This is a genomic window from Streptomyces sp. NBC_01077 (assembly GCF_045162855.1).
Lineage (GTDB): Bacteria > Actinomycetota > Actinomycetes > Streptomycetales > Streptomycetaceae > Streptomyces.
On sequence record NZ_CP108669.1, the window covers coordinates 15,860 to 35,835 of the forward strand.

Annotated in this window: 16 protein-coding genes and 3 pseudogenes; 11 read left to right on the forward strand and 8 right to left on the reverse strand. The window is 68.0% G+C overall.

Annotation, left to right across the window (positions count from 1 at the left end):
• Window positions 1–258: 258 nt before the first annotated feature.
• Window positions 259–693: a hypothetical protein gene (locus OG462_RS00050; RefSeq protein ID WP_406053418.1), complete on the reverse strand. Its 435-nt coding sequence runs from the start codon at window positions 691–693 to the stop codon at window positions 259–261.
• Window positions 694–1,655: 962 nt separating this feature from the next.
• On the opposite strand from OG462_RS00050, the gene OG462_RS00055 reads away from it, so the two are divergent.
• Window positions 1,656–2,462, forward strand: coding sequence for an alpha/beta fold hydrolase (locus tag OG462_RS00055; protein WP_406053420.1), 807 nt, complete (start codon window positions 1,656–1,658; stop codon window positions 2,460–2,462).
• On the opposite strand, the pseudogene OG462_RS00060 reads toward OG462_RS00055, so the two are convergent.
• From OG462_RS00060 to OG462_RS00075, 4 genes and pseudogenes are all read right to left on the reverse strand, one after another.
• Window positions 2,463–3,545: pseudogene (locus tag OG462_RS00060) on the reverse strand (IS3 family transposase); the annotation flags it as partial. It lies immediately after the preceding gene.
• Between the two features lie 215 nt (window positions 3,546–3,760).
• Complete coding sequence (locus OG462_RS00065; protein ID WP_406053422.1) at window positions 3,761–4,603, reverse strand: citryl-CoA lyase; 843 nt, start codon at window positions 4,601–4,603, stop codon at window positions 3,761–3,763.
• Window positions 4,600–5,805: a CaiB/BaiF CoA transferase family protein gene (locus OG462_RS00070; RefSeq protein ID WP_406053424.1), complete on the reverse strand. Its 1,206-nt coding sequence runs from the start codon at window positions 5,803–5,805 to the stop codon at window positions 4,600–4,602. Before OG462_RS00070 ends, OG462_RS00065 begins: the two co-directional genes overlap by 4 nt.
• Window positions 5,802–6,581, reverse strand: coding sequence for an IclR family transcriptional regulator (locus OG462_RS00075; protein WP_406053425.1), 780 nt, complete (start codon window positions 6,579–6,581; stop codon window positions 5,802–5,804). The genes OG462_RS00070 and OG462_RS00075 overlap by 4 nt, the downstream gene beginning before the upstream one ends.
• A 146-nt stretch (window positions 6,582–6,727) precedes the next feature.
• Here OG462_RS00075 and OG462_RS00080 point away from each other — a divergent pair, with 146 nt between their 5' ends.
• Together OG462_RS00080 and OG462_RS00085 are read left to right on the forward strand one after the other, a co-directional pair.
• Window positions 6,728–8,197: an FAD-binding protein gene (locus OG462_RS00080; protein WP_406066265.1), complete on the forward strand. Its 1,470-nt coding sequence runs from the start codon at window positions 6,728–6,730 to the stop codon at window positions 8,195–8,197.
• Between the two features lie 426 nt (window positions 8,198–8,623).
• Entirely contained in the window at window positions 8,624–10,153 is a 1,530-nt protein-coding gene (locus OG462_RS00085; protein ID WP_406053426.1) for an aldehyde dehydrogenase, read from the forward strand.
• Between the two features lie 116 nt (window positions 10,154–10,269).
• Here the strand turns inward: OG462_RS00085 and OG462_RS00090 are convergent.
• Window positions 10,270–10,596, reverse strand: a pseudogene (locus tag OG462_RS00090) (DDE-type integrase/transposase/recombinase); the annotation flags it as partial.
• On the opposite strand from OG462_RS00090, the gene OG462_RS00095 reads away from it, so the two are divergent.
• The 5 genes and pseudogenes from OG462_RS00095 (at window position 10,549) to istB (ending at window position 15,103) form a co-directional block, all read left to right on the forward strand.
• Window positions 10,549–10,776 (forward strand): transposase, encoded by a 228-nt coding sequence (locus OG462_RS00095; RefSeq protein ID WP_406053428.1) that lies wholly within the window; start codon window positions 10,549–10,551, stop codon window positions 10,774–10,776. The pseudogene OG462_RS00090 and the gene OG462_RS00095 sit on opposite strands and share 48 nt — an antisense overlap.
• Window positions 10,777–10,826: 50 nt before the next feature.
• Window positions 10,827–12,027 (forward strand): annotated as a pseudogene (locus OG462_RS00100) (IS3 family transposase).
• Window positions 12,028–12,063: 36 nt separating this feature from the next.
• A complete protein-coding gene (locus tag OG462_RS00105) occupies window positions 12,064–12,780 on the forward strand; it encodes an IS110 family transposase (protein WP_406053430.1) in 717 nt (238 codons plus the stop codon).
• A 126-nt stretch (window positions 12,781–12,906) separates the two neighbouring features.
• The gene (locus OG462_RS00110; protein ID WP_406053432.1) at window positions 12,907–14,304 is read left to right on the forward strand and encodes a transposase; all 1,398 of its coding nucleotides are present in this window, start codon (window positions 12,907–12,909) and stop codon (window positions 14,302–14,304) included.
• Entirely contained in the window at window positions 14,297–15,103 is an 807-nt protein-coding gene (gene istB, locus OG462_RS00115) for an IS21-like element helper ATPase IstB (RefSeq protein ID WP_244529887.1), read from the forward strand. The genes OG462_RS00110 and istB overlap by 8 nt, the downstream gene beginning before the upstream one ends.
• A 339-nt stretch (window positions 15,104–15,442) precedes the next feature.
• On the opposite strand, the gene OG462_RS00120 is transcribed toward istB, so the two are convergent.
• Entirely contained in the window at window positions 15,443–15,931 is a 489-nt protein-coding gene (locus OG462_RS00120; RefSeq protein WP_406053434.1) for a hypothetical protein, read from the reverse strand.
• On the opposite strand from OG462_RS00120, the gene OG462_RS00125 reads away from it, so the two are divergent.
• From OG462_RS00125 to OG462_RS00135, 3 genes are all read left to right on the forward strand, one after another.
• Window positions 15,932–16,231: a hypothetical protein gene (locus OG462_RS00125; RefSeq protein WP_406053436.1), complete on the forward strand. Its 300-nt coding sequence runs from the start codon at window positions 15,932–15,934 to the stop codon at window positions 16,229–16,231. It abuts the gene before it with no gap.
• Between the two features lie 509 nt (window positions 16,232–16,740).
• A complete protein-coding gene (locus OG462_RS00130) occupies window positions 16,741–17,469 on the forward strand; it encodes a L,D-transpeptidase (RefSeq protein ID WP_406066267.1) in 729 nt (242 codons plus the stop codon).
• Window positions 17,470–17,738: 269 nt separating this feature from the next.
• A complete protein-coding gene (locus tag OG462_RS00135; protein WP_319323310.1) occupies window positions 17,739–17,894 on the forward strand; it encodes a hypothetical protein in 156 nt (51 codons plus the stop codon).
• Window positions 17,895–19,287: 1,393 nt separating this feature from the next.
• On the opposite strand, the gene OG462_RS00140 is transcribed toward OG462_RS00135, so the two are convergent.
• Window positions 19,288–19,635: a hypothetical protein gene (locus OG462_RS00140; protein WP_406053438.1), complete on the reverse strand. Its 348-nt coding sequence runs from the start codon at window positions 19,633–19,635 to the stop codon at window positions 19,288–19,290.
• Window positions 19,636–19,976 lie beyond the last annotated feature (341 nt).

Genomic DNA, 19,976 nt, shown 5'->3' on the forward strand with positions numbered 1-19,976 from the left:
CAGAGGTGACAACAAGCTTGGCCAACTGGTGACAACTACCGTGTCCCGGTCGTCGTAAAAGCGCAGTCCGCTACCTCACTCTGGTGACATCTACCGTGTCCCGGCACACGTGGGCGCCAGGTTCGGGCGCTCGCCCGGCTTCCCGGCTGCGGTGCGCTCGTAGCGGTGGCCACCGTGACGCCGTCGGCGGTCGCGCTCGGCGCCCTCGCAGCCTCTGAATCGGCCAGGCGACGGTCTAACGGGCCGTCTCTGCCGGTCTCAGATGGTCTCTTCCTCAAGTGCTTGCATGCGGATGCTGAAGGTGAGGCAGGCAATGGCTTGCCTGACGGCTTCCAGCGCCTGGTTACCTGTGGGCGCGGTGGCTCGGACGAAGGCAAGCCGGGACGTGCTGGAGTCCAGGGAGCTAAGGCGGGTTCCGGGATCAACGAGCAGTTGAATGCTGGTGACTGCATGGGTTTGTCGGGCTTCGTCGATGCCATCGATGGACGTGAGGAGTCCGGAGGCAGGCGGGCTTGCGAACCAGATGGCGGCATGGCGCGCGGGGTTGGTTTGGGTTGCTTGGGTTCTGAGGTGGTCAAGGACGTCGATGCCGGCGCTTTGCCTGGCTACGTAGCCGGGGAGGTCGATGCCGGTGGCATCGTGGATGAGCTGGGGTATTTCATCGCCTCCCATGCGGAGGTGGGTTTCGATCACCCGAGGGCCCTTGGGAGTGAGGACGAGTTCCGTGTGAGTCGGGCCGGACGTGACGCACCGCGCGAGCCGGGAGCTGCGGGACGACGACCCTCGGGGGCTGGCGTGGGATCCGGCGCTGGCTGAACGTCAAGGTGCCGAGAACGTCGCGGAGATCGCCTGCCGCAACGCCCTGGCGGAGCAGGCCGTAGCCGTTGGGCTCGCGGGCTCCCCCGGGGAGCTGGATCCGGCGCAGGCCGAGTTGGCCGAGCTGCTGCTGTGGGGCGTGCAGAAGGGCTTGCTGACACAGGCGCGGGTGCGCCGGATCGCGGCCGAAGTACGTGAGGAGTCCCGGTCTGCGGCCCAGCAGGCAGGAATTTCGGCGGTCGCGTGGCGCAAGCGGCGCAGCCGCAGCGTTGCGCGGCTGCGCCGCTTGCGGAGCAGTGGGCGCAGGCAGCGTGAGGGGCCGCGGCCGTGGAGAACCTGGCCGAGTACCGGCCGCAAGCGGCGCGCTGCCGGCGGCCGACGCGGAGCCGGGCGAGTCGAAGGAGCCGGAGGGGCTGTTCGCCCCGCGTCGGCTTCCGCCGACGCGGAGCCGGGCGAGACCGCGGTCCGGTGGAGCCATCGGGGTCATTCCCAAATTTGGGAATGACGCCCTGGACGTGCTCGTGGGCAGCGTGGCACCGGCTCTCGCCATCGGCCACCGCGATAGGTCACGGCCGGGGCCGGGGGTGTGGTGAGTGCCGCCGACAGCACTCACCACAGCCGGTCACAGGACGCCCAGGGCCTGCATCTCGACCACGCGGACGGTGAACGCAGTCTCCCGGACCTCGGTCAGAATGCCCGCGTCACCGAGCGCGGGCGCGGACCACTCCACGGTCGCACGGCCCGCGAACCGCTCGTCGCCTTTTACACCACTTTCTGGACGCGACCTGGTGGGCGCGCGAGGGTGATACGGGTAATGATGGGTGGTGGAGGTGCATCTCATGGATGAACTCGTCGATGTCAATGGGACAGAAATCAGGGTGGAGACCCGAGGCGAAGGGCCGACGGTGCTGCTGATTGCGGGGCTAGGCGATCCCGCCGAGGCATGGCAAGCTCAGATGGATGGCCTTTCCGGGCGGTACCGGATGATTGCCTACGACAATCGAGGCACAGGACGCACCCCGCTACGGGACGAGCAGCTGTCGCTGGCTATGATGGCAGACGATGCCATGGGAATTCTCAAGGCGCTCGACGTGAAGAACGCCCATGTCGCGAGCTTTTCGGGCGGCAGCATGGTCGCACAGGAGCTTGCGTTGCGGCACCCCGAGTTTGTCCGGAGCCTCGTGCTTGTAAGCACATGGGCTCGTGAGGACGCATACCTGGCTTCGGTGATCCGGTTCTGGCGTTGGCTTGCGACGGAGGCACCGGATGAGCGAGCCATGCTGGAAGCGTTGCTGCTGTGGATATATACGCCGCGCGCTCACAACGACGGTACTGTTGAGCGGGTCATCCATGAGATGCTGCAGTCTCCTCACCCCCAATCGCCTGAAGACTTCCAGCGTCAGCTGGAGGCATTCACGGGAAACGATACTCTCGAGCGCTTGTCAAGGATCGCGGCACCCACTCTCGTCCTAGCTGGCGATCTGGACATAGTCACGCCCCCCCGGTTCGGACGGGTAGTAGCTGAGAAAATTCCGGGAGCGGCCTTCGAAGTATTGAAAGGCGAGGCACACCGGCCTTTCCAGGAATCGCCGGAAGCGTTTAACGCGCGAATTGATGCATTCTGGCAAGCGACGGACGGATATTGAGCCGGAACTATTTGAGTTGCCGGTTGGCCAGCTCTTTCGTCCTTGCAGGGTCTCGCGTTTGAAGGCCGCGTTGAAGGACTCGGCGAGTGCGTTGTCCGCGCTGGACCCGACCGCGCTCATGCTTCGCTGAACCCCTGCTGACCTGCATGCTTCGGCGAAGGCCCGGCTCGTGTACTGGGCTCCGTGATCGGTGTGCATGATCGATCCGGCGAGGCTGCCGCGGGTGTGGATCGCCGCCGCCAGGCCATCGGTGACGAGGTCCGCGCGCATGTGGTCGGCGATCGCCCAGCCGGCCAGGCGGCGCGAGGCGAGGTCGATGACGGTCGCCAGGTAGCAGAACTTCCCGCCGTCGATGGGCAGTTAGGTGATGTCGCCGACGTACTCCGTGTCCGGCTCGCCCGCGGTGAAGTCGCGGCCGATCAGGTCCGGAGCCTTGGCCGCGGCGGGGTCGGGGACGGTGGTGCGGTGCCGCCGGCGCAACCGGATCCCTTCGGTCCCGAGAGCCCGCATGCTCCTGGCGACCCGCTTGTGGTTGACCGCCTCTCCGCTCGTCTCGCGGAGCCCGGCGGTGATTCTTGGGGCTCCGTAGGTGCCGTCCGATTCCTGGTGCACCACCCGTATCCGGGCGGCTAGGCGGGCGTCGGCCGCCTTCCGGGCGGCCCGGTCCGTGGCCGTCCGGCGCCAGTAGTAGAAGCTCTAGCGGCTGACACCGAGGGTGGTGCACAGCCGCTTCACGCCGTAGCGGCGCTGGAGGCCGGCGACACACTGGAAGCGGTTCACCAGCGGGTCTCCCCCGGCGAAATACTTCGCCGCTTTGCGCAGGATCTCGCGTTCCTCCTCGAGTTCGCGGACCTTCTTCCGCAGAGCCGCGTTCTCCGCCTCCAGCGGGGTCGGCGGCTGGGCCGCTTCCTGCGTCCGGTGTCCCCGTGGGCGACTTGCCCCCGCAGCCCTCACCCAGTTCCGTAGGGTCTCCGGATTGATCCCCAGACCGGTGGCGACCGACCTGATCGTCGCTTCGGGCCGCGACACGTACAGTGCGACCGCGTCCGCCTTGAACTCCGGCGGAAAGTTCTTCATGACCACGAGATGTCCGTCCTCGAATCCTTAGGATCCAGTGTCTCGTGTGTCCAACATCAGGGGTCAAGGCCCGTCCGTGTCCTGGCCCGTGCCTGGATCCGCGTGATCCACCGGTGCTGGCTCAACTACGAGCCCTACCAGCCCGACCGACGCGGCGGAATGCAGCGCTTCACGGAACCACAAACGTTGGCTCTCGCGGTGTGAGATTGACACAAGGGGTGTCATCGGCCGGTGGGCACGTCGCGTGTTCCGGCGCCGCGATAGGTGGGGAGGAGCGGCGGGGGAATGGGGCCCTTGATGCGTCGCCCCTGCTCCTTCTCCTCCCAGGCGTGCGCCAGGACGCCGACTGCGCGCGACAGGACGAACAGGCCGCGGCCGAGATCGGGGGCGAAGCCGAGCTCGCTGTAGATGATCGCGGTCGCGCCGTCGATATTCATGGGCACGGGGCGGGGGCGCCCGGCCGCCAGCTGTCGTTCGATCTCCAAGCCGATTTCCTGGAACGCTCCCGCGACGACACCGTTCTTCACGCCGTCGGTGAGGGCTGCCATGAGCGGGTCCCGACGTGGGTCCCGGGGATGGAACCGGTGTCCGAAGCCGGGAACGTACCGTCCTGCGGCGCGGAGTTCGGCGAGGCGGTCACCGACGGCGTCGGCGATGGGTGTTCCGGTGCTGTCGACGCGGTCGCGGATGCCCGTAAGGATCTCCATGCACTGCTGTCCGGCACCGCCGTGGACATCACCGAGGAGGCCGACCCCCGTCGCCACGGCGCTGTTGAGGCCAACGCCGCAGGTCGCCGCCATGCGTGCCGCCGCGATCGAGGGGGCCTGAGGACCGTGGTCCACCGCGGCGACCATCGCGGTCTCCAGCAGCGCTGATTGGCGGGGGTCGGGCAGTTCGCCGCGCAGCAGGAGCCAGATCATGTCGGCGAACGAGGCGTGCTGGATGAGCTGCTGGATGGGATACCCGCGAAGGCGAATGACTCCCGGGCTGATGTCCGAGATGGCCGTCGCCCACCATCCGGTGACCTGCTCCGTAGTGGGCGTGTCCTGGGGCGAGCCGCTCATACCGCTCCCTCCTCGCGCAGCCGGGCGATGTCGTCCGGGGTGTAGCCGAGCGTTTGCAGAACCTCGTCGGTGTGCTCGCCGAGTCGGGGCGGCGGCCCGGACGGGGCCAGGCTCTCGCCGTCGACGTGCGCCGCGCTGCCGAGCAGTGTCAGCTCGCGGCCATTCAAGGCCGGCGCGGGTACCCGGTGTGTGAGCCGCCGGTGCTTGACCTGCGGCGAGCTCAGTGCCTGGGGGACGGTCAGCACCGGCGCGGCGGGGACTCCGGCCGGTACCAGGACCGCGTCCCAATCCTCGGCGGACTTCGTCCGCAGTGTCTTCTCCAACTCCTTGCGCAACGTGTCGCGGTTGGTCTTGCGGGCTTCCCGGGTGACAAACCGGGGGTCGGTGATCAGCTCCCGCTGATCGAGGACGGCACAGAGAGCCTCGAACTGCTCCTGCTTGTTGGCGGCGATGTTGAGCTTGCCGTCGGCGGTGTCGAAGGTGCCTGAGGGGGCGGAGGTCCTGTTCTCGTTTCCCATGGGCATCGGCTCGCGGCCCGCGATGAGGTAGTCCGAGACGATCCAGCCCATGGAGGTCAAGGTGGCGTCCAGCATGGAGACGTCAAGGCGGGCGCCCTCCCCCGTGCGGTGCTGGCGTAGCAGAGCGGAGGCTACAGCGAGGGCTGCCGTGATGCCGCCGATGCTGTCGCAAAAGGGGTAGCCGACGCGCAGCGGCGCCGTGTCCGGCGTCCCGGTGATGCTCATGGTGCCCGAGAGGCCCTGGATCACCTGGTCGTATGCGGGCCGTTCCCGCATCGGGCCGTCGGCGCCGAATCCCGACAGCGCGCAATACACCAGGCGCGGGTTGATCTCGCGCAGCCGGTCCCAGCCGAAGCCCAGCCGTTCGAGGACACCGGGACGGAAGTTCTCCAGCAGCACGTCCGCCTCAGCGACGAGCTTCGCGAAGACCTCGCCGCCCCGCTTCTTTTTCAGGTTGAGGGTGACCGAGCGCTTGCCCGCGTTCTGCGCCAGGAACGATACGCCCAGGTTCTCGCTGCTGAGTTGGGGGTCCGCACCGAGCTGGCGGGCCAGATCGCCGGTGCCGGGCACTTCCAGTTTGATGACGTCGGCGCCCATGAGGGCGAGCTGGTAACCGGCGAATGGGCCGGACAGTACGTTGGTCATGTCGAGGACGCGCACGCCATCGAGGAGGGCCGGGCTCACAGGAACGCCTCCATGGTGCCCAGTCCGGTCTCGGTGATCCGCGCGGCGGCGCGGGTGACCGCCGGGATGTAGTCGACGATCCGCTCGGCGGTGAACCTGGAGGTGGGGCCGCTGGCGGACAGGGCTGCGATGACCCTGCCGTCCTGGGCGCGGACGGGGGCGGCGACTGCTGAGGCTCCGAACTCGCGTTCGCCGTGTGTCACCGCGTTGCCGGTCTCGTTTACGGCGGCCACCTGCCGTTTGAGGGCGTCCATGTCCACTTGTTCCTCCTTCGCTGCGAGTTCGTCGAACACGGCGGCAGGGGTGTCACAGAGGAGCACCTTGGCTGCTGCCCCTGCAGTGAGCGGCATGGGGACGCCGACCTCCACGATGCTGCGCACGGTCGCGGTGCCCTCCTCTTGGGCGACGCAGATGCGGTCGGTGTCCTGGCGGACGTAGATGTTGACGGTCTCGCCGCACTCGTCCACCAGATCGCGCATCACTGCGCGGGTCTCGGCGTTCACCTCCCACAGGCGCTGGGACAGCCTGACCCAGCGCAGGAATCCGGCTCCGAGGCCGTAGACCATCTCGCCAGTGGGAGTGATCAGGTCGAGTGACGTCAGCGTCGCCAGGAGCCGGACGACCGTCGTCTTGGGCAGGCCTGTCAGTTCCACCAGGTCCCGCAGGGGCCGTGTCGGGTGGTGGGCGTCGAAGAGCTGCAGCAGCTCGGCAACGCGGACGACGCTGCGGACCCCCTCGGTCCGGGCGTCGGTCGGGGTCTTCTCGTCTGTGGTCACGCCGACATCGTAAACCGAAAAACGGTTTGGCGACACCGCCTGGTGGGTTGTGTGGGGCTGTCGCCCGTGCTTCTATGAGGGCGAGCCGAACACAGCTCCCACGGAAATGGTTTATTGAAACCGCTGGCTGGTCGCATCTGCGAGGCATGCAACACACAAGGGCAGAGACAGTGAACGAAATCCAAGTTGATCTTGTGGTCGTCGGGTGCGGCGCTGGCGGTCTGGCCACGGCCGTGCGTTTTCTGGAAGCCGCGCCAGGTGCGAGCGTCGTCGTCCTGGAACGCACATCACGCCAGCGACGCGGTGGGAACACAGCATGGACGGGCTCGTTCTTCCGCCTGCAGCCGGATGGGACTCCGGCGCCGGACTTCGAGGAGCGGATGCACGAGCTCAGCCGCGGCCGGACTGACAAGGAGATCATCCGCACCCTCAGCGAGCACGCGAAGCCCACTGTGGAGTGGCTGCACACCCAAGGCGTCGAAACCACCTCCGGCCCGACGTACTTCCTCACCTCCAAGGGTCCCCGCCTCATGCCTGCCGGAGGGGGCGGGGCCATCGTCGACCGGTTGTGCGGCCGCATCGCCGAACTCGGCGGCATCATCGAATACGAGGTGACCGCCAGGGCCCTCCGCCAGGACGACAGAGCCGTCTGCGGCGTGGTCGGCACGGACGCCACTGGCGAGGAACGGGCATGGCGGGCCACCACCGTCGTTCTCGCCTGTGGAGGCTTCGAAGGAAGCGCGGAGCTACTGCGGGAACACCTCGGCGAGCACGGACCGGATCTGCCCACCATCACCCCCGGCGGCAGGGCCAACCAGGGCGAGGGCATCGTCATGGGAATGCAGGTCGGGGCGGACACCGACGGGCAGTTCGACCGGTTCCACGGCGAACCGATCGACCCCCGGACCCGCACCGCCGAGGCGCTCGTCATGGCCTACCCCTACGGCATCCTCGTCGACCACCGAGGGCAGCGCTTCCTCGACGAAGGCGCCGACACCCCGGACAACACCTTCGAAGAGGTGGCCTACAGGATCTGGCACGAGGCCGATCAGTTCGCCTTCCTGATCGCCGACCAGAAGCTCATGCGGCACGACATCGACCGCGCCGTACTGACCGACAGGTCACCAGAGACCGCCCCCACCCTCGAAGCGCTCGCGGCCCGCCTCGACATCGACCCCGCCGCCGTGCGCGCAACCGTGGACACATACAACGCCGCCGCCGTGCCCGGCGACCTCGACATCACCCAGCTCGACGGCATCGCCACCACAGGAATCGAGCCGCCCAAATCCAACTGGGCCCGACCCATCGACGAGCCACCGTACGTTGCCTGGCCGGTGACCTGCGCGATCACCTTCACCTTCGGTGGACTGCGCACCGACGCCAAGGCCCGGGTCCTGACCGAGAAGGGCACGCCCGTCCCCGGCCTGTACGCGGTCGGTGAAGTCGCCGGTATCTATCACCACGCCTACCCTGGCGCGACCTCGGTCCTGCGCGCACTGGTCTTCGGCCGCATCGCCGGTGAGCAGGCGGCCGCCCGCACCGCCGCCCACCCGTCCACTAAGCCGACGACCGGACAAACCCCTGCCCCCGCACCCAGACCCGGCACGAAGGAATGAGGAGACGATGACCCCACGTCCTGCGACCCCGCACTTCCCAGCAGCGACCGCACGCCGCGCCGCGCTGGCCAGCCTCGTCGGCACACCACCATCGAATGGTTCGACTTCTTCATCTACGGCACCGCGGCCGCCCTCATCTCCCTCAGCAACGCGCTCGGCGGCCTCGTCTTCAGCGCACCCACCCCGCTCATAGCCGAGGCCGGCCCGACCGGTACCCGGTGGTGGCCCCTCGGGGTCATGATGGTTCTCGCCGCACTAATTTCACTGGTCGCCATCCGAGGCGTGCTCCGGTCCGGCCCTCGCCATCACGGGCCCAGCCCCGCCGACAGTACGGCGGATGCCCTGGCCGCAGTGCCCGGCGAAGGCACGGCCTAACTATAACGAGCCGCTTGTATCAGGCCACACTCCTTGAAAGCGACACAGATCATGACGACCGGTAGCCCGACCCAGCCCCCCACCCCGACCGGACCGGACGGCCGCGAGCACTACCAGATGCTGATCGGCGGCAGCTGGACCGATGCCGCCGACGGCCGGCGCTTCGACTCGATCAACCCGTTTGACGGAAGCCACTGGGCCGACGTCCCGCTGGCGGGCGAGGATGACGTGGACGCCGCCATCCGCGCCGCTCGCGCCGCCTTCGACAGCGGCCCGTGGCCGACCACGCCGCCGTCCCGGCGAGCGGCCCTGCTCCGCCGCCTCGGTGATCTGATCACCGAGCGTGCCGACGACCTCGCCTGTGTCCAGGTCCTGGAGAACGGCAAGCTCATCCGCGAGGTCGCGGGGCAGACGCGCGCACTGGCCGGGCACTGTTACTTCTATGCCGGGGTCGCCGAGACCATGCACGGTCAGACGCTCGCGAGCAGCGTCCCCAATATGCACGTCTTCACCGTGCGTGAACCCATCGGTGTCGTCGCGGCCATCACCCCGTGGAACAGCCCCCTGGCCTTGCTGCTGTGGAAGCTGTGCCCCGCGCTGGCCGCCGGGAACACCATGGTGATCAAGCCGTCCGAGGTCACCCCGGTCTCCACCCTCATCCTCGGCCGACTCATCACCGAGGCAGGCTTCCCCGAGGGGGTGGTGAACATCGTCACCGGTGGGGGCTCCACCGGAGCCGCCCTCACCCGGCATGCCGGAATCGACAAGATCGCCTTCACCGGCTCCACCTCGGTCGGCAAGACGATCGCCGTCACCGCCGCGGAACGGCTGGCGCGCGTCTCGCTGGAACTCGGCGGCAAGTCGCCCAACATCATTTTCCCCGACGCCGACCTGTCCAACGCCGTCAACGGTGTCCTGGCAGGTGTTTTCGCGGCCACCGGACAGACCTGCATGGCGGGTTCGCGGGTCCTGGTGCACCAGGACGTGTACAACGAGTTCGCGACAGCCCTGGTGGAACGCACCAAGGAGATCAAGATCGGCGACCCGCTCGACCCGGAGACCGAGATGGGCACGGTCGCCTGCCTGTCCCAGCATCGCAAGGTCCTGGACTACATCGAGATCGCCCAGAAGGAGGGCGCCACCCTGCTGACCGGCGGTAAGCGCCCGGATGACCCGGCGCTGGCGAAGGGCCTCTTCGTCGAGCCGACCGTCTTCTCCGGTGTCACCAACGACATGCGGATCGCTCGCGAAGAAGTCTTCGGCCCGGTCGTGGTCCTCATCCCGTTCCGCGATGAGGACCATGCGGTTGAGATCGCCAACGACACGCCGTTCGGCTTGGCCGCCGGTGTCTGGACCACCGACGTCGCCCGCGCCCACCGCATGGCCAGGCGCCTGCGGGCCGGCACCGTCTGGATCAACAACTACCGCAAGACGAACTACGTCGCGCCCTTCGGCGGGTTCAAAGAGAGCGGTCTGGGACGGGAAAACGGCATTGAGGCCGTCAACGAGTACACCGAAATCAAAACCGTGTGGATCGACACGGGAAACCGCATCGCCGACCCGTTCAATCCCCGCGCCTGAACCCGAGCCAAACGAGAGACATGAACCAGCGAGTAGGAGAGCCCGCGTGGGCGTTGTCACGTTGTTGGTGGTGTGATCGGCTGAGGGCAGGAAGAGGTCGTCGGCTGGCCTGTTGCTCAGGCGGTGATGGGCAGGCTGGTGTTGCCGGCGATGTGGTTCCAGAGGGCGAGGCGGAGGGTCATCTCGAAGCGGTGGCGGCTCGCGGTCATGAGGTGGCGTCCGGGTCTGAAGTGGGGTGAGATGCCGGTGAACGCGGACGGGAACCGCTGCGCTCCGCCCACGCTGCGGAAGCCTTTCATGGCGCGTTCGCGCTGCCGGGTGGGCTGGTGGGAGTTCTCCGCCCGGTTGTTCAGCCCCTTGTGGGAGCGGTGCTCCACCGACGGCATCACCTCACGGTGCGCGGCACCGTAGGACTTCAGCTTGTCGGTGATCACCACGCGGGGAAGGCCGAGCACCAGTGCACGGTCATCGACGCCAACGGGACGACGCTGCTGTCGCGGCGTGTGCCGAACAGCGAGGCTGAACTGCTCGAACTCCTTGGTGACGTATTGGGGATAGCCGACGGCGGCCCGGTCACCTGGTCCGTCGACCTGAACGCCGGCGGGGCGGGCCTTGACCCCTGATCTTGGACACACGAGAGACTGGATCCTGTGGATCTGAGGACGGACATCTCGTGGTCATGAAGAACTATCCGCCGGAGTTCAAGGCGGACGCTGTCGCGCTGTACCAGTCGCGGCCCGGAGCGACGATCAGGCAGATCGCCGCTGATCTGGGGATCAACCCCGAGACGCTGCGCAACTGGATCCGGGCGGGCGGCGCGAGCCGTCCCCGCGGTCACCGGGCGGAGGAACCGGCCCGGCCACCGGTGCCCCTGGAGGCGGAGAACGCCGCTTTGCGCAAGAAGGTCCGTGAGCTGGAGGAGGAACGCGAGATCCTGCGGAAGGCGGCGAAGTATTTCGCCGGGGAGACGCGCTGGTGAACCGCTTCCAGTTCGTCGCCGACCATCAGCGCCGCTTCGGCGTGAAGCGGCTGTGCACCATCCTCTGTATCGCCCGCTCCAGCTTCTACCACTGGCGCGCGACAGCCCCGACCGGGCCGCCCGCCAGGCGGCCGACGCCCGCCTCGCAGCCCGGATACGGGCCGTGCACCTCGAATCGGATGGCACCTACGGCGTTCCCAGGATCACCGCCGAGCTCCGCGCGGACGGCGAACATGTCAACCACAAGCGGATCGCCCGCGTGATGCGAAGCATCAATCTGCAAGGAGTGCGGCTGCGTCGCAGACACCGCACCACGATCCCGGACGAGGCGGCCGCGAAGACCCCCGACATGATCAAACGGGACTTCACGGCCGACACGGTGAACAGTAAGTACGTCGGTGACATCACGTATCTCCCTTTGGAAGGCGGGAAGTTCTTGTATCTGGCCACCGTCATCGACCTCGCCTCACGGCGTCTGGCCGGCTGGGCACTCGCGGAGCACATGCGAACCGAGCTCGTCACCGACGCCCTGGCCGCCGCCCAGCGAACCCGCGGCAGCCTCGCCGGTGCGATCATGCACACCGACCACGGCGCGCAATACGTGAGTCGGGCATTCGCCGAAGCCTGCAGGTCAGCAGGGGTGATCCAGAGCATGGGCACGATCGGGTCCAGCGCGGACAACGCACTCGCCGAGTCCTTCAACGCAGCCTTCAAACGGGAAACACTCCAAGGCAGAAAGTCCTGGCCCAGCGAGCGCGAAGCCCGCCTCGACGCATTCCGGTGGCTCCACCGCTACAACACCCGGCGCCGTCACTCCCGCCTTGGACACCGCAGCCCCATCGCCTACGAAACAGCAGCCACAACACCATCAACTACGCTGGCCCAAGCCGCATAACCCGTGTCCAGTATTCGGGGTCAAGGCCCGGCCTCCTTGTGGATCGCGCTGCTGGTCAGCCACGGCCAGAAGCTGCTCTGCATCCCCGGCCGGACCGTGCACCACGCCTCAGCGGCCTACCGGGGCAGCGGGAAGACGGACGCGCAGGACGCGTTCATCATCGCCGACACCGCCCGCATGCGCCGTGACCTGCAGCCTCTGCAGGAGCTCGGTGAGATCGCAGTAGACCTGCGGATTCTGACCGCGCGCCGGACCGGCATCGCGGCCGACCGCGCTCGCGCGATCAACCGCCTCCGCGCGCAGCTGCTGGAGTACTTCCCCGCCCTGGAGCGTGCCTTCGATCTGAGCACCTCCAAGAGCGCGCTGATTTCGCTGGCCGGCTACCAAACCCCGGCAGCCCTGCGAAGGATCGGCCGGTCGCGGCTCACGACCTGGTTGAAGAACCACGGCGTGCGCACCAGCACCGCTGCCAGGAGCACGGCCGGGGCCGCGGTGACCGCCGGAGAAGCCCAGTTCACCGTCGTTCCCGGGGAAAGGACCTGCGCGCGGATGGTCCACACGCTGGCCGCGGCGGTGCCGGCCCTCGACGAGGAAATCTCGGAGCTCGAAGCCCAGATCGAGGCCCGGTTCCGGGAGCATCCCGACGCAGAGGTGATCACCAGCATGCCCGGCATCGGCATGACGCTGGGCGCCGAGTTCATCGCCGCTACCGGTGGAGACATGTCTGTGTTCGGTAGCTCCGACCGGCTCTGATGGCGCTCTTTGATGTCCTCAGGTGCCGCTCTTCAGCTGGCCAAACCTGCTCAGGTAATCTCCCCACCCTTTGCGTGATCCTTGTCGGCGTGTCGAACTGGTGTCGGCGTGTCGTGGAGAGCCTGCGTGAGCACGGAGTTCGGCCTGTTTGAAGGGCCCTGGATGCTCACCTGGGAGGAAGACGTGGATGCTCACGCATTGCGTCGCCAGGGCTGGTCGATCTCGGCGATCGCCCGGCACCTGGGGCACGACCGCAAGACGATCCGCGCCTATCTGAATGGCGAGCGAGTCTCCGGCTATCGCCGCCAGTCGCCGGACGCGTTCATGCCCTTCTTGGAGTACTGCCGCCAACGGTTGAGCGATGACCCTCATTTGTGGGCCTCGACGCTCTTCGACGAAGTGGTGGAACTCGGCTATGCAGGCGGGTACTCCACGTTCACGCGAGCCCTGCGGCGATACAAAACACGTCCGCACTGCGAACCATGCCGGGCTTCGAGCGGCCGAGACGTGGCGATCATCGCGCATCCTCCGGGCGAAGAGATCCAGTTCGACTGGGTCGAGCTCCCGGACCCGCCCGCGGAGTGGGGCGTCGGTGCCAACGCGCATCTCCTCGTCGGTGCCCTGGCTCACTCGGGGCGATGGCGGGCCGTGCTCGCCAAGGCAGAGACCTTCCCGCACCTGGTTCAGTCCATCGACGCAGTGCTGCGGCGCCTGGGCGGAACCGCCCGGAGGTGGCGGTTCGACCGGATGGCCACCGTCTGCCACCCGCCGACGGGACGGGTCCTGCCGACCTTCGCTGCCGTCGCGAAGTACTACGGAGCCGGCGTCGACATCTGCCCGCCGCGGCGGGGCAACCGCAAGGGCGTCGTCGAGAAGGCCAACCACTCGGCAGCCCAACGCTGGTGGCGAACCGTCCCCGACGGCATCAACATCGAGGCAGGCCAGAACGGCATCGACAAGCTGGCCGTCCAGATGGACAGCCGCAAACGCAAGCTTGATGGAGCCTCGACCACAGTCGGCGCGCTCGCCGAGGCCGAGCCGCTGCTGGACCTGCCGACCCGTCCGTTCCCCGCCGAGCTGGAGCAGACCCACGTCGTCAGCGCGCAAGGACTCGCCTCCTTCGCCGGCAACCACTACTCCGTCCCGCCCGGGCTGACCGGCGCCCACGTCACCGTCCGGATCCGGCTCGGCGAGGACGACCTGCATGTGGTCACCGCTGGCCGCGCGGTCATCGCGCACCACCGCCGGGCACCGGACGGGGCCGGACAGACCATCCGGGACGCCGGACACGTCATCGCCCTCGAACGAGCCGTACTCGCCTCGTTCTCCGACAAGGCACCCTGCCGCACCAAGGTCCGCCGGCCCCCGTCGGCCGCGGCCCAAGCGGAAGCCGAAAAGCTTCGCGGCCGCCCCGAATCGGACGTCGCGAACCGGGTCGTGATCGACCTGTCCCACTACGCCGCCGTTGCCGACCGGCTGCGGCAGGCCCCCACCCACGAAGACCAGGAGCGTGAGAGTGAGTGACACCATGCCGATGAGCGAGGCCCGCCGCTACCAGCAGCTGCGAGGACACCTGTCCTATCTGAAACTTAACGACGCCGCCGAAGCCCTTCCCCGCGTCCTGGACCAGGCCCGCGCCGAGCGGATGACCCTCACCACCGCCCTGGAGAAACTCCTCGAGATCGAAGTCGAGGCGACCGAGGCCCGCAAACTCTCCTCCCGGCTGAGGTTCGCCTGCCTGCCAGAACCGTGGACCTTGAACGACTTCGACTTCGCAGCCCAGCCCGGCGTCGACGAGAAACTCATCCGCGACCTGGCCACCCTGCGGTTCCTCGACAACGCCTCCAACGTGCTGCTGGTCGGCCCGCCCGGCGTCGGCAAGACGATGCTGGCCGTCGCACTCGCCCGCTCCGCGGTCGACGCCGGCCACCGCGTCTACTTCACCACCGCCGCCGAACTTGCCGCCAAGTGCCACAAGGCCGCCCTCGAAGGCCGCTGGTCGAGCATCATGCGGTTCTTCGCCGGCCCCCGCCTGCTCGTGATCGACGAGCTCGGCTATCTCCCGCTGCCGGGCGATGGCGCTTCGGCCCTCTTCCAGGTGATCAACCAGAGGTATCTGAAGTCGAGCACGATCCTCACGACCAACGTCGGTATCGCCGACTGGGCCGGCGCTTTCGGCGACGCGACCGTTGCCGCCGCGATGCTCGACCGGCTCCTTCACCGCGCCGCCGTGGTCGGCATCGACGGACCGTCCTACCGGCTCCGCTCTCACCAGTCCCACGCCGACAACCTCCGCAAAGGGGTGACCGGACGTGCTGGTTGAATTTCGGGAGTGCCCCATTTGCTGGACGTCATTCCAGGTCAACCGCAATGCGGCGGCCCGGCACACCTACTGCACCCCTCGCTGCAAAGCAGAGGCCGCTCGGCGCCGACGCCGCGAACGCGACGAAGCCGCAGACCTCGCTGAAGGCGAACCGATGACGCCAGCATCGCCAGACCCGACCCCACTCGCACCCACGGCCGTCCGGAACTGCCCGCACTGCGACAAGCCCACCAGCGATCGGTGAGTCCTTCTGCTTCCCGCTCCCCACTTTCCCCAGTTGGTTCACTTCGTGAACCAACTGGGGCGAAGAGCAGCAGTGGGGAAAATTCGAGATCGGCATCAATGTCGCGGCGGCCCTGGACCTCTCCGGTGCCAAGGGTGTCCAGGTGGGTGTCGAGCTGGCGGATGACCGACTCGGGGAGGGCTTTGCCGATGCCGTCCTCGTCCTTCCAGGCGGATGCGGTGCTGTACCGGGTCGCGGCTGAAGGGTCCCGCGAGGGTGTTCAGGTGTTCGGACCGGCGGCCGTAGTCGATCAGCTGGAAGAAGCAGGCCAGGAGTGTGCGCCGCTGGGAGGAGCGGTAGGCGGTGCCGTCGCGTCGCAGTGCCGTGCGGAAGGCGTCGACGACCGCGCTGGCATCTGTGAAGCCCAGTGCTGCCGGGTCGAGGCCTTCACCGGGCCGCTGGGCCAGGGCGCGGGAGGCGATGGCCAGGGCGCGCATGGTGTTGGAGTAGTTGTCGGTGCGTGGGGAACTGGTGGTCAGCCAGTGCCGGAGCAGATCGCGTAGCCAGGGCTGGTGGATGGTGCGCAGGTCAGTGGTGCCGGGCATGTGGCGCAGCGCGAGCGCCTGGAGGTCGTCGGCGTCATCCCGCACGGCCCCGGAGCCAGAAGCGTCCGCGAAGCCGTCCACAAAGCCAGTGGGGGCCTTCGAGCGGGGAGTTCCGGCCTGGCCCAGTACAAAGCCCGTACGGGCTCCGTGATCGTCTCCAGAGCCCACACAGAGCAGCTGGAGGATGGCACGGAGGTCAAGCTCGGGGTATTTCTAAGCAAGAGCAGGCGCGCGAAGCTGACCCCCGACAAGCTCGGCGCGCTCGCCGCCCTCGGGCTGGCGTGGGCGGCGGCGGGGTAGCTGCGCCTGCCGGGATGACGCCCAGCCGCTGTCGGGGCTCCCGGTATCCGACTGCGGGCTCGCGCTGGCTGGCAGACGAGTTGATCATTCAGGCAAGGGTCTCTGTCGGTGCGGTCTGTTTTGGGCGGGAGGTGGGCATGCCTGCGCGTGCTTTGTGGAAGTGGGGCGCTTTGCCGGTGTCCACGGGAGTGATGCTCTTGGCTCCCGCGCTACTCCCCGGGGAGGAAGCACCCCGGACCGTGCTCAGGTACAAGGGTGGGGTTGCCAGGCAGGTCGCGGACTCCCGTTCCGGCATCGTCTCTGCCACCGCCGCGACTTCGCCTTGGGTAGGGAGCGCCTCCCGGCTGGTGTTCCGGGCTGTTGGGCGCGCCCGGCCGGGGCTGGGGTGCTGGCTGTCCGGTTCGGCCCGGGGCCGGGTGTCTACGGGGTGGGACAGCCACTGGCGGCGCGTCTGAGTCACCCCGTGCCGCAGAGCGACCGGTCGGCCGCGGGCAGCGGTCGAACAGGGGCTGCGGGTCACATCCGTCCCGGACGCCGGAGGATCGTGGCACTGGGTGGACGCGCAGACCCTCCACTTCAGGCCGCCGTCCTTCTGGCCCGCGCACGCCGTCATCACCGCCCACAGCATCCTGGACGGGGCGAAGATCACAGATTCGCTGTACGGCGGCGGTTCGGAAGCCTTGAAGATCACCACGGGAGACCGGGTCGAGGCGGTTACCGACGTGGCCCGGTTCTCCATGACCGTGTACCGCAACGGCCAGGCCGTCAGGACGATTCCGGTGACCACCGGCAAAGACGGCTACCGAACCCGCACAGGGGTCAAAACCGTTCTGGAGAAGCAGCCGGCGATCCGGATGAACGGTGAATCCATCGGCATTCCCAAGGACAGCCCCGATGCCTACGATCTCGACGTCCGCCATGCCGTCCGGGTCACCTGGAGCGGGGAGTACCTGCACGCCGCACCCTGGTCAGCCGACGCCCACGGAGCGGAGAACGTGAGCCACGGCTGCACCGGCATGAGCACCGACAACGCCGCCTGGCTCTACGACACCCTCACTCCAGGAGACGTCATCCGCGTCATCAACGGTCCCGGACCGCAGATGAACGCTTTCGACAACGGCTACGGAGACTGGAACCTCAACTGGGCCCAATGGCAAGCAGGCAGCACCCTGCCGCCCCCGCCAGCCGCGGAACACCCACCTACCCCAGCCGCTCCACGAATGACCCCCCTGCTCTGAGGTGCCGCATGCCCCCTGCTCCAAGGGCGCGCCGGGGCGGGGACAGGTTCGACAGTTGACATCTCGCGCGTCCCGGCACAAACGCCGGGCGGAGCCCCTTCTCACCGTTCCAGCAAGGCTGGAGCAACCGGCGGAGACCTGGCTGTACGTCATCGTGGTGACGTACAGGAGCACGCACCCCGAATCAGACGACTGAGGCTTTTTATGTGATATGTACCTTTGTGAAGCTGGTTGCAGTCAGCAGCCGGCCGTTCTGAGAGGTGACGTAGATGCCGGAAATGCCGCACGGCATGCAGGACGCCGCAGAGAAGGTCAGGAAGATCGAGTCCAACGTCAAGTCCGCTCCCGCGGACTGGAGCAAGAAGCAGGAGACCACCGAACTCCTGCGTGAGCTCAAGTCGACGGTCGAGCAGCAGACCCGCTGACGGCAGGCCCGCATAACGCCCCTGTGCTCTCTTCTCGCCTGGCATGTGCGAGGGGGGGAGCACAGGGGCGCCGTCACGTAGCCGACAGCGTGGGACGGCCTCTTGCCTGGCCGCGTCCACGCGACCGGCCAGGCCATGAAGCGCGACACCGTCCTACGACAATCGCCACACCCGGTACGACGACGCCTCAGAGGGCGCGGCCTCGGTGTCAGGCGCGGGCCCCGAGGCCGGGTTGGTGTGCTCGGATTCCGTCCCGGGAGTGAACGGCGAGATCCGGGCACGCGTCGTCTCCCCCGCGCCCAGGTCCGCGAGGCACGCGCGGCGATCTCAGCCCCACCCGCTCAACGCCCCACAGAGCGGGCCCGGACGAGATCCGAAGCCCGGGGAGCGCCGTAGAGGCATCCCCGTGCAGACCCTGCGCCGCCCGCCCCGGGAAGAGAGGGAAAGGAAACATCTCTCCTCGGTCCTACAAGAGAAGTGTCGACGCCGGAATCCGGTGACCCATGGCCCGTGACCTGCACGGACGCAGAGTGCGCTCGTGCGGGTCGGCAACCGGCCGGGCAGCCTGTGCCGCAACCGATCAGGCAACTCACCGCGCGACCAACCAGGCAACCCGGCGAACAACTGGACCAGCCCGCCGCTCAAACGCTTGGCGGAGCCACCTCTCACCGTTCCGGCGGGTTCGGAGCAACCGGCGGAGACCTCGCCTGTACGTCATCGCGGTCACATACAGGCCTGTACTCGTCGAGGACGAAGGTCCTGTTGTGCTGCCGCTTGCCGCGAAAGAGGTCTTCCCGGCTTCGCAGCATCGGCGAGGCTCTTGACGATGCGGTGGGTCATCTGGAGCTGACGCCCGATGGAGCGACAGCTGTGGCCGGCTTCCAGCAGCGCGTGGACCGTGGCGTGCCTGGCTCGGACGCGATTGGCGAACCGCTCGCTCAGCGGCTTCCCCGAGGTTGTGTCACAAGTGCCAGCGGTCGGCGACCTGCGTCGCCTGGGGTGCCCCGGCAGAGGTGCCTTCGGCGAAGAACGGTGCGCGGTCCCGGCAATCAACCTCGATCCATACTCCGGCTGATGGACATGCCGAGCACGGGAGCCAGGCGGTCGCCAGCTCGACCAGCCAGGGCGAGGCCGACTGCGGTCAGGATGGAACGCAGTCGTTCGGTGTGCTGGCCGTGCCTGCAGGTGAGACCGGATATCTGCTCCACGGACGTCTGGCCTGGGCACTTGGTGTTCCCGCACCGGAACCGCCGGACCCGCAGCTACGCAGCTGGAGTACGACGCTTCGTCCGGCACTCGGGACATCAGCGAGACCGCAGGTAGGAGCTGTGAACCCAGGTCGACTGGTACTCCGCATCCCGGGCAGGCAGCGTCGGCCGTGGTGCAATACGCGTCAAGGTGAACCATCTCGATATCCACGTCCACGCAGGACCGCGGAGCGCAGCGCGGCCAGTTCCGACTCCCGAGACGGGTGCACCGGCGTGACCGCGACGCCGGTGATCGCGTTCGTCGCGCAGTCGGTGAGCCAGGTGATCCACGGCCTGCGGGCCTTGCCATCGACATCGACCAGCACCGGGGCCTGCACGTGGTCGGTCTCCCACACCTTGTTGCGCCAGCCCCGCGGCCGTGCCAGGAACACATCGTGCTTACGCGCCTCCCGCTCACCACTCGCAAGCCCCGCCCGCTCCCCCGGCGTCAGATCACGGCGGATCGCCCGGTGCAGCGTCGTCAGCGACGGCACACCCGGCGGCCGACCTGAACCGCGCGGTGCCCCGGCCTGCGCCCCGGCGCCGGGGCGTCCAGCCCTGCGGGCAGCGAGTTCACGCTGCACCAGTGAGGCGATCAGCCAGGCAACCGGTCGGGGCGGGTACCCGGACGCCGTCGCCGCGACCGGGATGCCAAGGTGCACGGCGGGCGCAGCGCGTGTCCGTACGTCATCAAGGTGACGTACGGCCCGGGGTGACGACGTACGCGGTGGGCTCAGCCGGGCTTGTGCTCCTGGTCCTCGGGCCGCGCCCGCCGAGGGTGGCCCAAACAGTGACCCACGCAGGTCAGAGCCGGTGGGGCAGTGTGGCTGACCGG